We start from the raw sequence: 14,581 nt of genomic DNA, 5'->3' as shown, positions 1-14,581 counted from the left end.
GTCTAGAGCGCGCCGCGACCCTCGTCGTCTCGGCGAGAACGGGCCTGATCGTCGTCGGAGGGCAGGCGACGGCCGCCCAGTTCCGGGGCCGGTTCGACGAAGACGCGCTGGGCGTCATCGAGGTCGGGAGCAAGTTCGTCGGCCGTCAGCCCGTCGGGGTTGTACGTACCCGTGCGGTACCCGGCCCGGCCGACCATGTGGGCCGAGATGGGGGCCGTCAGCACCTGCAGCACCACGACCGGAATGAGCAGAAGCAGGGCCTGCCAACTGCGCACACTCAGGGCGATGGCAACGACGATCGCGATGAGGCCCAGAATCTGCGGCTTCGTGGCGGCGTGCAACCGGGCAAGCGCGTCAGGGAAGCGCATGAGCCCGATCGCTGCCGCCAGCGACAAGAAGCCGCCGAGCACGAGCAGAAGTGCCGAGACGAGGTCGAGCACCGCATCCAGGGGCTCTGCCCCGGTGGTGCCGATGACACCGCTGAGATACACGTCGATCACGGCCGATCCTCCGCTCCGGCGACACTCGGCGCCTCAGAGGCTTCGATCGGCTTGGTGACGAAGCGACTGACGGCGACGGTGCCGAAGATCGCGGTGCCGGCGAGAATCACCATGAGCGGCACCGTACGGGTGTGGCTGTTGATCGCCATCTCAGCACCAACCACAAGCATGAGCGTCGTCAGAATCACGTCGGAGGCGATCATCCGGTCGAGGATGCTCGGGCCGACGATCACTCGCCAGAGACACAGCACCGCGGTCGTGGCGAGCAGCAGGCCCGCAACCCAGAGCAGCACGGTTGTCGCGGTCTCCATCAGCGCACCGCCTCCCACTCGTCGCGCGAGCCGAGGGCCCGCAGGAGGCGCCGCTCGGTCTCGATGATCGTCGCGCGCGCCCGATCGATCTTCTCGGGGCTGTCGGCACCCAAGACGTGCACGTACAAGATGGCGTGCTCACGGTCGATCTCGAGCACGACCGACCCGGGGACCAGCGAGATCGCAATGGCCGTGCTGGTCAAGATGAAATCGCTGCGGGTGTGTAGCTGCGCCGTGATTACCGCATTCTTTTGGATGCGCCGGGCAAAGACCGCCTGGAAGGCCACCTGGAACGAGGCGGTCACCAGCTGGCCGAAGAACACGGCGAGGAACATGATGAACCACCACGGGTTCACGCGCGGCGCGAGGACCACACGCGGCAGGTAGAGCACCCGCGTGACGAGAACGGCGAGAACGATGCCCGTGAGAATCGTGAGCGGCGTCGTCGAGCCCCAGAGCAGCATCCAGAAAATGACGAGGGCGATGAGCAGCGGCGACAGCTGCAAGAAGGTGATGCGTCGGCGCGGCTCCGCAGGCGGCTCGGGCGCCGAGGCCGGCGTGAGCACGCGGTCGCGGTCGTCGACGGGAGGCGTTGTGTCGCTCACTGCTCAAGCACCCCCTCGATCACGCGGTCGATCGACGGCTCCCCCTGCGGGAAGACGCTCAGCACGTACCGGTCGGGGCCGTCGAGGTTTTCGCCCGCACGCTCGGCGATGCCGTACAGCGGGCCGGCAAAGACGGTCAGGGCGACGCTCACAATGACCATGCCCGCCGTCGATGCGGTCATCAGCCGCGGCGTCGTGCGTGCTTCGCTGACGGTCGAGGTGCTGAGCGGCGCCTCGTTGACGTGCTTGAGGAGGCGCGAGGAGCCGCGCTCGACCTCATCCGCCCCTCGCCAGAACGCAAGGTTCCAGACGCGGACGAGCGCGTACAGGGTGAGCAGCGACACGAGTGCGCCACCCCCGAGCAGGATGTACGCCAGTGCGTCGCCCTGCTCGGCCGTTGCCTGGAACAGCGCGAGTTTGCCGATGAAGCCCGAGAACGGGGGGATACCGCCGAGGTTCAGGGCCGGGATGAAGAACAGCAGGGCGACCAGCGGCGCGCTCGCGAGCAAGCCGCCGATCCGGCTGATCGAGGTCGACCCCGCCTCGCGTTCGATGAGCCCCGCGGCGAGGAACAGCGTGGTCTGCACGACGATGTGGTGCGCGATGTAGTACACCGCGGCCGCGGTGCCCTCGGCGGTGCCGAGCGCGACGCCGAGGATCATGTAGCCGATGTGACTGACGAGCGTGAAGGACAGGATTCGCTTGATGTCAGCCTGGGCAACAGCACCCAGGGCGCCGACGACCATCGTGAGCAGCGCCAGAATCATCAACGCCGGATTGAGCTCCGTGCCCGGGAAGATGACCGTCTCGACGCGGATGATCGCGTACACGCCGATCTTCGTGAGGAGGCCTGCGAAGGCCGCCGTAACGGGCGCTGGTGCGCTCGGGTAGCTGTCGGGCAACCAGAACGACAGGGGGAAGACGGCCGCTTTGATGCCGAACGCGACGAGCAGCATGACGTGCAAGACGATCTGCGTGTCGACCGGAATGTCTTGAATGCGGATGGCGATCTGCGCGAGGTTCACGGTGCCGAGAGCGCCGTAGACCATCGCGATCGACGCAAGGAACAGCAGGGACGACACGAGGCTCACGACCACGTAGGTGACACCCGCCCGGATGCGCGATTCGGTACCGCCGAGCGTGATGAGCACGTAGCTCGCGACGAGCAACACCTCGAACCCGACGTACAGGTTGAAGAGGTCACCCGCGATGAACGCGATCATGACGCCCGCGGTCAGGATCAGGTAGGTCGGGTAGTAGATCGACACCGGCGTCTCGTCGTCGCCGTCGGCGAGACCCTGACCGATCGAGAACACGAGCACCGCAAGCAAGACGATCGCCGACACAACCACCATGAGGGCGCTCAGGCGGTCGACGACGAGCACGATGCCGAACGGCGCTGGCCAGCTGCCGACCTCGACGACGACCGTTCCGGCGTCGTCGACTCCGAGCAGCAGCGCAACGCCGATTGCGAGCACCACGGCGAGAGCGATCACTGCGATGATGCGCTGGGCGCGCGGCCGTCGGCCCACCACGAGGGTGAGGCCCGCGGCGAACAGCGGAATGATGACGGTGAGCGGCACGAGGGCGCCGAGAAGGTCGATCATGCGCGCTCACCTCCCTGGCGTCCCTGGGCTTCGTCAAGGGATGCGGGATCAACGTCGAGTCCATCGGGCAAGAACTCGGTGGTCGCCTCGTCGGGCGAGGTCTCTTCGAGCAGCACCGACTCGGCCCGCTCGCGCAGGGCAACGTCGTCCGCGTCGTCCGACACGTCGTCGGCATTCGCCAGCCGCCAGCTGCGGTAGATCAGCGCCAGCATGAACGCCGAGACCGCGAAGGTGATCACGATCGCGGTGAGCAGGAGGGCCTGCGGCAGCGGATCGGTGTACTGGCTGGGGTCGGCGGCCGGGTCCTCCACGATGGGAGCAATGCCGGTCGGCCCCGCCATGAGGATGATGAGCAGGTTGGTCGCGTTGCCGACGAGCAGGAACCCGAGAACAACGCGGGTCAGGCTGCGCTCGAGCATCAGGTAAATGCCGCACGCGTAGAGGACCGCCATCACGATCACGAGGGTGAGGTTGATCGTCATCGCGCGCCTCCCACGGGGGTCGCATCGAGGTCGCCGCCGACGGTGAGCCCGCCGCCGCGCCCCTGACGATCGACTTCAGCGCCGAGGCTGCGCAGCACGTCGAGCACGAGACCGACGACGATCAGGTACACGCCGATGTCGAAGATTGTGGAGGTCACGAACTCGACCTCGCCCAAGAGCCACAGTTCGCCCTCGACGTAGGTGCTTGTCATCGCACTTGCGCCGAACAGCAGGGGAGCAAACGTGTAGCTGGCGGCGATCAGCATGCCGCTTCCGAGCAGCGCACCGGCGCTGAACGGCGCCGCGGCACCGAGCTCGTAGCGACCGCCCGCCAGGTATCGGGCGACGAGCGCGAGCCCCGCCACGAGCCCGCCCGCGAAACCGCCGCCGGGCAGATTGTGACCGGCAAAGAGCAGGTAGATCGACAGCACGATGACGGCGTGGAAGATCAGCCGGACGACGACTTCGAGCAGGATGGAGCGGTTGCGCGGATCGAGCGTCAGTCCCGCCAGGATCCATGCGCTGCGCTGCGTGGTGTCGTTCTCGCTCGACCGCTCGAGGCGCTCGCGCACGGTGCGTTCCAGGTCGGCGCGCGGCACCCGCGGGAGCGCATCGATGCGGCCCCGCAGGAAGAGCAGGCTGGCGACGCCGGTCGCGGCGGCGATCACCACGGCGAGCTCGCCGAGGGTGTCCCACGCACGGAGGTCGACGAGGGCGACGTTCACCACGTTGGCGCCGTGGCCAATGACCCGCGCGAGGGTCGGCCACGCCAGGGAGATGGGCTCGGCGGTGCGGCTTGCCGAGACGACCAGCGCGATGACGGCCATGACGAGGCCCACCGCGATGCCGAGAATCGCGCGCGCGACCTTCCGGGTGCTGCCGTGTCGGTCGCCGAGGCGGGCGGGCAAGCGGCGGAGCACGAGCACGAAAGCGATCAGGGTCACGACCTCGACGAGCGCCTGCGTGATGGCGAGGTCAGGCGCACCGCCCATGGCAAAGAGCGCGGTCATGCCGAAGCCCGTGACGCCGACGACGATCAGCGCGGCGAAGCGCTTCTCGGCACGCGTGGCCGCGATGGCCGCCCCGATCATCACGACACCGACGGCGACCTGCGCGGGGGTGTCCCAGAGACGAATCTCTGACGGCCACGTGCGCACGGCGAGGAGCGCCGCCGTCGTGCCGACGACGAACACGCCGAGAATCACCGACAGGTAGAAGGGCAGCGATCCGCGCTGCGTCAGCGTCGTCACGCGGTTCGCCACGCGGTCGACGCCGCTCATCGTGCGCCAGTAAGCATCCGACGCATCCATGCCCGAGTGAAGGAAGGCCTGCACAACTTCAACCCGCGCGCGAATGAGGAAGAGGCCGAGGCCCGCCACCACGGTCACCACCGACAGGCCCAGCTCGAGCCCAAAGCCGTGCCAGAGGGCCAATTCGTAGTCGTAGGCGCCGTCGGCGGCGGGGGCCGCTGCCGCGACCTCGACGATTCCGACGTGAGCGAGCTGCGGCACCAGGCCGAGAACGAGGGATGCGCCGGCGAGGACGGCGGGCGCGACCGCCGAGAGTGCGGATGGGCGCTCCGCGATCGGCGTGCGCTCAGCGCCAGGCTTGGTCGCAAACGCACCCCAGAAGAACCGTAGGCCGTAGGCCACCGTGAGTGTCGAGCCCAGGACGATGCCGATGACCGCCGCAATCGCGACCGGGTCTCCGGCTCCCGCGTCGGGCGCTCCGCTGACGAGCAGCCCGTGCAGCACCGCCTCCTTCGCAACGAAACCGAAGAGGGGCGGGATACCGGCCATCGACGCGAGCGCGAGAGCCGCGACCACCGCGACCACGGGCATCCGACGACCGAGCCCCGAGAGCATCCGCAGATCACGCGTTCCCGTCTGCTGGTCGATGATGCCGACGATCAGGAACAGGCACGACTTGAACAAGGCGTGCGCCAACAGCAGTGCGCCAGCGCCGAGAAGGGCGTCACGCGTGCCATAGCCCGCGATGACGACGAGGAAGCCCAGCTGGCTCACGGTTCCGTAGGCGAGCAGCAGCTTGAGGTCGGTTTGGCGCAGGGCAACCCAGCCGCCGAGGAGCATCGTCGCGACGCCCAGCGCCACGAGGGTGATGCGCCACCCGGGCACGTCGGAGAAGGCGGGGGCGAACCGCGCGATCAGGAAGACGCCGGCCTTCACCATGGCGGCGGCGTGCAGATAGGCGCTCACGGGCGTGGGGGCGGCCATCGCACCGGGCAGCCAGAAGTGCAGCGGCACGATGGCCGACTTCGACAGGGCACCGACGAGGACGAGGAACACGGCGGTCGTCGTGAGAGGGCCCGACGGCGTCTCGTCGAGGATGACCGGGATGCTCGACGAGCCCACCTGCACCGACAGGATCACGAGGCCGACGAGCATGACGAGGCCACCGACGGTCGTCGTGATCAGGGCTTCGAGGGCCGCACCGCGGCTGGCGCGGCGGTTCGTGTAGTGGCCGATGAGCAGGTAGGAGAAGACGCTCGTCGCCTCCCACATGACGAACAACAGGTAGACGTCGTCGGCGATGACGAGGCCGTACATGGCACCGACGAACGCGATGAGCACACCGGCGAAGCGGCCGACCGCGGGGTCGGTGCGCGAGAAGTAGGTGCCGCAGTACAGCAGGACGAGAGAGCCGATGCCGGTAACGATGAGGGCGAGCAGCCACGACAGCGCATCCATGCGCAGGTCAAGGGTCAACTGCAGTTGCGGGATCCACTCGATTCGCTCGAGCGGAATCGTCGATCCTCCGGCCAGCACGGAGGGGCCGAGAAGCAGGGTGTGCACGAACACACCGAGGGCGACAGCAGCGGCGGCGACGAAGACGCGCGAACCGACATGCCGGGCGAGGAATGGAAGGGCGATTCCTGCGAGCGCGAGAACTGCGAGGGCGACAATCATGCGTCCTCCTCGCGAGTACCTCGTGTGAGGGCCGGGGTGCGCAGAGGGCGCCGACCTCGTGTGTTCATTCTATTGGGGGCATTGCTGGGCATTCACTCAGCCCGCCCTCAGTTCTCCCAACCGAGCGAGCACCGTCACCATTCCCTCGGGGTCGGCAACGCGGTAGCCCGCGCGTGTCGGCGCCGCACCCACTTTGATGCCGACATCCCCGTCGTCGAGCATCGCCAGCGCATCTTCATCGGTGACGTCGTCGCCCGCGAAGAGCACGGCGTCGACGGCGAACGCCTCTCGAAGCACCCGGAGGCCATCGCCCTTCGTCGCGTCGCGGGCGGAAAACTCGATGAGGTTTTTGCCGTCGCGCACCGTCATCGCGGCGTCAACCCCGGCTGCCACGGCGCGGCAGGTCTCGAGCAAGACGCGCGCGGCGACCTCCTCGACAACCCGCGTGTGCACGGCAAATCCTGCGGGCTTCTGCTCGATCCAGGCGCCGTCGACAGCCTCGACGAGCGGCTCGAGGTGGCCACGAAGCGCGGCAACCCGGGCGCGGTCGTCGTCGGTGGCTGCCGGCCGCACATCGTCGGGCCCGAGCCGCACCTCGAGTCCGTGCGAACCCACGAGGGGCAGGTCGTCGCCGTACTCGGCAACGTGCGCGAGGCTCTCGAGCGAGCGACCCGACACATACGCGACGACGGTGTCAGGAAGCGCCCGCAGTGCGTCCACTGCCTCGCGCGCCGCCGGCAGGGCGCGCGCCTCGTCGGGCACGTCGACCTCGGGGGCGAGGGTGCCGTCGAAATCGAGGGCGATCAGGATGCGCGGGGCGCGGGCAAGGGATGCAAGCGCCTCGTCGAGCGCGCCATCGATCGGCGACGTCATCGCGCATCCTTCGCTCGCGCGAGTTCGTCGAGGAAGCCGCGCGACCAGCGGGCCACATCGTTCTCCCGCACGCGCTTGCGCAGTGCGCGCATGCGGGAGGCGCGCTCACGCTGCGGCATGCCGGCCGCGGCGGTCATCGCGTCTTTCAAGCCCTCGATGTCGTGCGGGTTCACGAGCAGTGCGTTCTTCAACTCGTCGGCAGCACCCGCGAACTCGCTGAGGATGAGCACGCCGTCGTTGTCGTGGCGGCAGGCGACGTACTCTTTCGCGACCAGGTTCATGCCGTCGCGCAGGGCGGTGACCAGCATGACGTCGGCCGCGAGGTACAGCGCCACCATCTCCTCACGGGGGTAGCCGTGGTGGAGGTAGGCGATCGCTGAATGACCGATCGTCGCGTAGTCGCCGTTGATGCGGCCGACCGTGAGCTCGATTTCGTCGCGCAACTGCATGTACGCCTCGACGCGCTCGCGGCTGGGGCTCGCCACCTGCACAAGCACACTGTCTCCGGCGGTCGTGCGACCGTCGCGCAGCAGTTCGCCGAAAGCCTTGAGCCGGTGCCTAATGCCCTTCGTGTAGTCGAGCCGGTCGACGCCGAGGTAGATCGTCTCGGGGTTGCCGAGTTCGCGGCGAATCTCGGCTGCCCGCTCTTGCACGGCGGGCTGCCGCGCGAGCTCTTCGAACATGGCGGCGTCGATCGAGATGGGGAACGCTTTCGCGATCGCGGTGCGCGGGGCCTCGCCCTGCGCGACCGGCACCTTCACCTCCGAGCCCTTCGTGCTGTTGGCGCCATACAGGCGGCGCACGGCGCGGGTGAAGTTGCCGGCGTCGGCGACGCGCTGGAAGCCGATGACGTCGGCGCCGAGCAGCCCCTCGACGATCTGACGACGCCAAGGCAACTGCGCGTAGATGCCGTACGGCGGGAAGGGAATGTGGTTGAAGAAGCCGATCACCAGGTCGGGGCGCCGTTCGCGCAGCATTTTCGGCACGAGCTGCAACTGGTAGTCCTGCACCCACACGGTCGCGCCCGGGGCCGCGATGGCGGCGCTCTGTTCGGCAAAGCGGCGGTTGACCCGCACGTAGGCGTCCCACCACTCACGGTGGTAGCTGGGGGGTGCGATCACGTCGTGGTAGAGCGGCCAGAGGGTGTCGTTGCTGAAGCCCTCGTAGTAGTCGGCCACCTCGTCGGCGCTCAGGGTTACGGGCACGAGGTACGTGTCGTCGGCCGTGAAGGGCTCCAGCTCGAGGTCGGGTTTGCCGGCCCAGCCCACCCACGCGCCGTCGGATGCTCGCATCACCGGCTCGAGCGCCGTCACGAGACCGCCGGGAGACCGCTGCCACCGCGCCGTGCCGTCTGGGTCGACGACCCGGTCGACGGGCAGTCGGTTGGAGACGACGATGAAGTCGTAGCTGTCGCGATCGGTCATGGCGGTGGCTCGTTCCTGCCGCGGTGGCGGCGGTGTCGGGGGCTCGTCGCTGGTCCGGGACCGAACGTATCAGCCGAGATTCAGAGTTCTCTCAGAGAGTGCGCATCTGAAGTTCGTCGATTGCCGTTCACTCCCGCGCACCCCCGCGCGGCGTACGCTCGCGACGATGATCCGCATAGGCCTCGGCACCACGAGCGTTCTGCCGCAGCGGCTCGACGACGCGTTTCGCCTCGCGGCCGAGGTCGGCTTCGACGGCATCGAGGTGATGGTCACGAGCGACCGATCGACGCAGTCGGCGCGAACGCTTGCTGAGCTGAGCGCTCGCTACCGCCTGCCGGTGCTCAGCATTCACTCGCCCGTACTGCTGTTCAGCAGCTTCGTGTGGGGTCGTAACCCGCTCGTGAAGCTCGAGCGCAGTTGCGCGCTCGCGAGCGAACTGGGGGCGACGACGGTGGTCGCGCATCCGCTGTTCGCGTGGCAGCGGCGAAGCGCCAGCCGCTTGGTCGAGCGCGTGCGTGAGCTCGAATCCCAGTTCAGCGTCGCGATCGCCGTCGAGAACTTGTTCCCCGCACGCGTCGGCGCGCGACGTGAGGCTTTTGCCCCGCACTGGAACCCGGGCGAACTCGCCGTCGATCACCTCACGCTCGACTTCTCGCACGCCGGGATGGCGGGCATGTCGGCGACCACCCTGCGCGACGCGTGGGGTGAGCGCCTCCGCCACGTGCACCTCTGCGACGCGAGCCGCGCCTCGGGCGGAGCGTCCCTCGTCGACGAGCACCTCGTGCCGGGCACGGGCGTGCAGCCCGTCGCCGAGATTCTGCGCGACCTGGCCGCGCGCGACGTCGACGGCCTGGTGGTCGCCGAAATCAACACGCGCGCGTGCGGCCGCGACGAGCGGATGCGCGTAGACCGCCTCGCCGACACGCTGCGGTTCGCGCGCACCCACCTCGCGCACCCCTCCTAGGCGGTCGCGTACGCCTCGCGCACCGCGACCGTGCGGCGTCGGCGCGCCGCCCCCACCGCGAGGAACGCCGCCGCAGTGCCGACGAGCACGCTGACCGTCACGGCCGTCACGACGCGGGCGGCGTCTCCGCCGGCAAGCGCCGCGAGCATCCCGTCGGCGACGATCGGGGCGGGCAGGATGCCCGCGAGCGTCGGGAACGGCTCGACCAGCGCATCCACCGGAATCACCACCCCGACGACCACCGCCTGCAGCCCCAGCAGCACGAGCGAGGCGATGACGGTCGCGCGTCGGCCGAGCGCGAGGGCGGCCGCCAGGTGCAGGGCGGCGAAGGCCGCCGAGGCGATGACCGCCAGCAGCAGCACCGCGGGCACGCTCGACCAGGCCGCGCCCGCAAGGGTCGGCACGAGCAGGGCGACGAGCACGCCCTGGGCGATCGCGACGACGCTCAGCGCCAGCACGCGGCGGCGTAGCTGGGCGCGCGCGCCGAGGGCCGAGCCGATCAGCGCGGCACCACCGCGCGGTGCCGCGACGGCGGCGGCGAGCGCCCCGAGCCAGAGGCCAAGCGGGGCGAGGGCGGCGATGAGCACGCCGCCGATGCCGTCGACCGCGTTCGCCCGCTCGGTCTCGAGGGCAACGGGCGACAGCAGGGCGGCCGGGTCCAGTTCGTCGGCCGACGGCACCTCGTCGGCACCCTCGGTCAGCCCGGCCCCGAGCTCGTCGGTGCCGTCGGCGAGCGCCACGGCGCCGTCTGCGGCGTCCTGCGCCCCGGTCGCCAGCTGATCCGCACCGTCGGCGAGCGCCGTGGCGCCGCCCGCCGTCTCACCGACGCCCGCCGCGATCTCGTCGAGACCGCCGGCGAGCTCGCCGAGCCCCGTCGCGAGGCCATCGAGGCCGCTAGCGAGGGGAACGCCGTTCGTCGCGAGCGCCCGCGCGCCCGCCGCCGACTGGGCCACGCCGCCCGGCACCTGTGCGAGGGCGGGCCCGGCCTGGGCGGCGACGGCATCCGTCGTGCCGGCGAGGATCTGCGCGTCGGTCAGCGCGTCGATGAACGCCTGCTGATCCTCCGGCGACAGCCCTGAGGCGCCGATCTGCGGGGCGAGCGCCGCAAGCTGCCCGGCGAGGGACGTGGCCTGCTGGTCGATGCCCGCGATCGCGTCGCCCAGCGCGGGCAGCGGCTGCACCTCGGTCGCAAAGGTCTCGAGCCCGTCGGCGAGCTGATCGACGCCGTCGACGTACGCGCCGACGCCGTCGGCGAGCTGACGCGCACCGGCCGCCGACTCGTCCGCACCGTCTGCCGCTCCCCCGGCACCCGACGCGAGGGCGCCGAGTCCGGCACCGAGCTCGCGGGCTCCCGTGCCGATGCCCGACGCCCCGTCGCCGAGCGCCGAGACGCCGTCGGCAAGCTCGCGCGTGCCGTCGGCGAGCTGGCTCGCGCCATCGCCCGCCTCGGCGAGCGCCGTGCCGAGCTCGCCGAAGCCGCCAACCACGCCGGCGAGCACCTGTTCGGTGATCGTGCTGCCGAACTGCGCAACGAGACCCTCGCCGAGGGCCTGCGTGATGCTGCCGGCGAGGTAGCTGTGCGCGTCGTCCGTTTCGATGCGGATCGTCGCGGGGCGAGCATCCGCCTCACCCAGGGTCGAAATCGAGGCGGAGAAGTCCGACGGAATCGTGACGACGGCGTAGACGTCGCCGGCGGCGAGGGCGCGTTCCGCCTCGGCGGCGCTCGTCGGCTGCCAGTCGAAGCCCGGCGCGTCGGGCCCGGTCAGCTCGGTGACGAGCAGGCGCCCGGCGAGAATGATCTGCTCCTCGCCGTCGGGCCCGGTTGTGGTGACGAGTTCGTCGTCGTTCACGACGGCGGCGGGGATGCGCGCGACAGGGTCGTCGGTGCCGTCACCGAATGCGGTCAGAGCGGCTCCGACGATGGCGGCGGGCACGAGGGCCGCCGCCACGAGGGCGGTAAGGCGTGCGGGTCGACGGGACATCAGCGGGTCGCCTCCGGGTTGAGGGTGTCGACGGGGGGGTCCGCGTCGAAGGAGTGAGCGGGCGCATCGGCGCCTGTCGTGGGAGTGGTGAGCCGGCCGGCGGCGCGCTCATCGCGCGGCAGACCGGTTGCGGCGTCGCCGATCAGGATGCGCGCGGCTGTGGGCGCCGCCGCCTCCAGCAAGCGGTCGGCGGCCGCCACCGTGTCGAGGGGCAGTTCGCCGGTGTCGACGAGCAGTACGGGCGCCGCGTCGATCGTGCCGAGGGCCGCGGCGACGAGCGCTCGCTCGTACGGCGTGAGCGCGGCGAGCGGCGTGCCGGTGTCGATGCGCGTGAGCGCGCGCGCCGTGTCGGCCTGGTCGGCGCTCGCCAGGCGGCTGGCGAGCGCCCCCCACCAGGCGTCGACCGAGCGGCGTGAGCGCGCCGCCGCGAGCCGGTCACCGGCGAGGCCGTCGAGCGTAGCCCCCGCGGGCAGGCGCAGCGGGTCGAGGTCGACGAGGGTGACGCGGCGAGCGGCGCGTGCCTGTTGCGCGGGCAGCAGGGCATCGGCGACGCGGGCGCGCCCCCCGGCGAGCGGCAGGTAGCCGGCGAGCCCCGCCATGAGCGGACGACGCACGGCCGCCGGCGCCGAGAGCGCGAGGCGTGAGCCCGCCGGCACGTCGGCGTTCAGCACAAGGTCGACGCCATCGACGCGCACCTCGTCGGCCACGAGAACAGAGCGCGCGTGCTCGGCCGCCCAGGCTTCGGCGCGACGGTGCACGCCCAGCGCTTCGCCCTCGATGTCGAGGTTGGGCAGGGCGCGGTCGAGCACCCGCGGGAACCACCAGCCGCGTCGCCCGAACAGCGTCATGAGCGCGGGGCCCAGGGTCATGCGCACGACGAACGCGTCGACGGCGATGCCGACGGCGAGGCCGAGGGCGACGGGCTTGATGAGGTTCAAGCCTTCGGGCACGAAGGCGGCGAAGACGAGGAACATGATGAGTGCCGCAGCCGTGACGACCCGCGCCCCGTTGGTGAAGCCCTCCTCGATCGCCTCGCGGGGGGAGGCTCCGTGCACGTGCTGCTCACGCATGCCCGAGACGAGGAACACCTCGTAGTCCATGGCGAGGCCGAACAGCACCGCCATCAGGATGATCGGCATGAAGCTCAAGATCGGCCCGGGCTCAACATGCAAGAGCTCGGCACCGTAGCCCCACTGGAAGACGACGACGGTCACGCCGAGCGCTGTGCCCACCGACAGCAGGAACCCGAGCGCCGCTTTCACCGGCACGAGCACTGAGCGGAACACGGCCATCAGCAAGACGATCGACAGCCCGACCACAATGAGCCCGAACGGCACGAGCGCCCCGGTCAGCCGCGTCGAAATATCGATGCCAATCGCGGTGACGCCGGTGACGGCGATGGGCGTGTCGTAGCGCTCGACCAGCTCGTCGCCGAGCGCGCGCAGCTCGGCCACGACCTGCTTGGTCTCGGCGGCATCGGGGGCCGTTTCGGGAGCGACGCGGAAGATGGCGCGCTCCAACCCCGGTGAGGGGATGCCCTGGCTCACGTTGGCCACGCCCGGCACGCTGGCGAGCTCGTCACCGATCGCCTCCAGATCGTCGAGCACGTCGTTCGTCTGCGTGATGTCGACCGTCACGAGCAGCGGACCGGCCGTTCCGGGGCCGAAGGCGTCGGCGATCAGGTCGTACGCCTCGCGCTGGGTCGTGCCCGCGGGCTCTTTGCCCCCGTCGGGCAGGTTCAGGTCAAGCGCGAAGGCGGGAATCGACATCGAGCCGAGCACGGCCACGACGCCGACGGTCGTCAGCCACGGCCGACGCATGACTCCGCGCACCCAGCGGCGACCCATCGTGGGCGTGGCTGAGGCGCCAGGATGAGCGCGCTTCCACGCGCGGGACCCCTCGCGCGGGACCAGGCGAGCGCCGGCGAGCCCCATCAGAGCGGGCAGCAGGGTGAGCGCGGCGGCGACCGCGACGGCCACCGCGACGGCGCCGCCGATGCCCATGATCGACAGGAACGGGATGCCCACGACGAGCAGGCCCGCGAGGGCGATGATGACGGTGCCACCGGCAAAGACCACGGCACTGCCCGCGGTGCCCGCGGCGACACCCGCCGACTCGGCCGGGTCCATGCCGCTCGCCAGCTGCGTGCGGTGACGGGACAGGATGAACAGGGCGTAGTCAATGCCGACCGCGAGCCCGATCATGAGGGCCAGCAGCGGCGCGGCACTCGACACCGGCGCGGCGGCCGCCACGAGGAAGATGCCGCCCATCGTGACCGCGACGCCGAGCAGGGCGCTGATGATGGGCATTCCCGCGGCGCGCAGCGAACCGAACGTGATCAGCAGCACGATGCCTGCGATGCCGACGCCGATCGCCTCAATGATCGTGATGCCGGGCACCTGGTCGGCGAAAATTTGCCCGGCGAACTCGACCCGCGCATCCCGCCCGTCTCCGGTGGCGATGACCGCGTCGAGCGTCTCGTCGGAAATCTCGGCCTGCTGCCCCTCGAGGGTGGCTTGAATGATCGCGACCGTGCCGTCATCACTCACCTGGTTGTCGGCGAACTCGTCGAACGGGCCGAGCACCTGATCGACGCCGTCGACGTCGGCCAGATCGGCCGCGATCGCGTCAATCTCGGCCCGCAGCTCGGGGTCGTCGACCCGAGCGCCGTCGGGTGCGACGACGACCGCCTGCACGCTCGCCCCCGCAACCTCGGGGAAGAGCTGCTCGAGCTCGTCGAGCGCCTGCTGCGATTCGGTGCCCGGAATGGTGAAGGTGTCGTCGGTCGAGCCGCCGAGCCCCAGGCCTACGCCGAGCAGGGCGAAGGCGACGAGCAGCCACGCGACGAGAACGGTGCGGGCGCGACGGTAGGCGGCGCGGCCGAGACGGTAGAGCAGAGTGGCCAC

The 14,581-nt window shown here is 70.3% G+C and carries 11 protein-coding genes; 1 reads left to right on the top strand and 10 read right to left on the bottom strand.

Annotated features, from left to right (window positions below; translation table 11 throughout):
- Window positions 1-2 precede the first annotated feature (2 nt).
- From mnhG to otsA, 8 genes are all read right to left on the bottom strand, one after another.
- On the bottom strand, window positions 3-500 hold the full coding sequence (gene mnhG, locus EV141_RS05840) for a monovalent cation/H(+) antiporter subunit G (protein WP_241969109.1): 498 nt from the start codon (window positions 498-500) through the stop codon (window positions 3-5).
- On the bottom strand, window positions 497-811 hold the full coding sequence (locus EV141_RS05835; RefSeq protein WP_130485035.1) for an MrpF/PhaF family protein: 315 nt from the start codon (window positions 809-811) through the stop codon (window positions 497-499). The genes mnhG and EV141_RS05835 overlap by 4 nt, the downstream gene beginning before the upstream one ends.
- A complete protein-coding gene (locus EV141_RS05830) occupies window positions 811-1,416 on the bottom strand; it encodes a Na+/H+ antiporter subunit E (RefSeq protein ID WP_130485034.1) in 606 nt (201 codons plus the stop codon). Before EV141_RS05830 ends, EV141_RS05835 begins: the two co-directional genes overlap by 1 nt.
- On the bottom strand, window positions 1,413-3,023 hold the full coding sequence (locus EV141_RS05825; RefSeq protein ID WP_130485033.1) for a Na+/H+ antiporter subunit D: 1,611 nt from the start codon (window positions 3,021-3,023) through the stop codon (window positions 1,413-1,415). Before EV141_RS05825 ends, EV141_RS05830 begins: the two co-directional genes overlap by 4 nt.
- Entirely contained in the window at window positions 3,020-3,505 is a 486-nt protein-coding gene (locus tag EV141_RS05820) for a Na(+)/H(+) antiporter subunit C (RefSeq protein WP_130485032.1), read from the bottom strand. Before EV141_RS05820 ends, EV141_RS05825 begins: the two co-directional genes overlap by 4 nt.
- Window positions 3,502-6,432, bottom strand: a complete 2,931-nt coding sequence (locus EV141_RS05815) for a Na+/H+ antiporter subunit A (protein WP_130485031.1) — start codon at window positions 6,430-6,432, stop codon at window positions 3,502-3,504. Before EV141_RS05815 ends, EV141_RS05820 begins: the two co-directional genes overlap by 4 nt.
- Window positions 6,433-6,528: 96 nt before the next feature.
- A complete protein-coding gene (gene otsB / locus EV141_RS05810; RefSeq protein ID WP_130485030.1) occupies window positions 6,529-7,305 on the bottom strand; it encodes a trehalose-phosphatase in 777 nt (258 codons plus the stop codon).
- A complete protein-coding gene (gene otsA, locus EV141_RS05805) occupies window positions 7,302-8,729 on the bottom strand; it encodes an alpha,alpha-trehalose-phosphate synthase (UDP-forming) (protein WP_130485029.1) in 1,428 nt (475 codons plus the stop codon). Before otsA ends, otsB begins: the two co-directional genes overlap by 4 nt.
- Before the next feature lie 166 nt (window positions 8,730-8,895).
- Between otsA and EV141_RS05800 the strand changes: the two genes are divergently transcribed.
- The gene (locus tag EV141_RS05800) at window positions 8,896-9,693 is read left to right on the top strand and encodes a sugar phosphate isomerase/epimerase family protein (RefSeq protein ID WP_130485028.1); all 798 of its coding nucleotides are present in this window, start codon (window positions 8,896-8,898) and stop codon (window positions 9,691-9,693) included.
- Here the strand turns inward: EV141_RS05800 and EV141_RS05795 are convergent.
- Both EV141_RS05795 and EV141_RS05790 read right to left on the bottom strand, forming a co-directional pair.
- Window positions 9,690-11,675: a YhgE/Pip family protein gene (locus EV141_RS05795; protein ID WP_130485027.1), complete on the bottom strand. Its 1,986-nt coding sequence runs from the start codon at window positions 11,673-11,675 to the stop codon at window positions 9,690-9,692. The genes EV141_RS05800 and EV141_RS05795 overlap by 4 nt on opposite strands.
- Window positions 11,675-14,581, bottom strand: a complete 2,907-nt coding sequence (locus EV141_RS05790) for an MMPL family transporter (protein WP_130485026.1) — start codon at window positions 14,579-14,581, stop codon at window positions 11,675-11,677. The genes EV141_RS05795 and EV141_RS05790 overlap by 1 nt, the downstream gene beginning before the upstream one ends.

Origin of the sequence: Microcella putealis, from assembly GCF_004216575.1 — a bacterium.
Classification (GTDB): Bacteria; Actinomycetota; Actinomycetes; order Actinomycetales; family Microbacteriaceae; genus Microcella; species Microcella putealis.
Note: the sequence above shows the minus strand (reverse complement) of the source record. Positions and strands in the feature narration are given on the sequence as shown.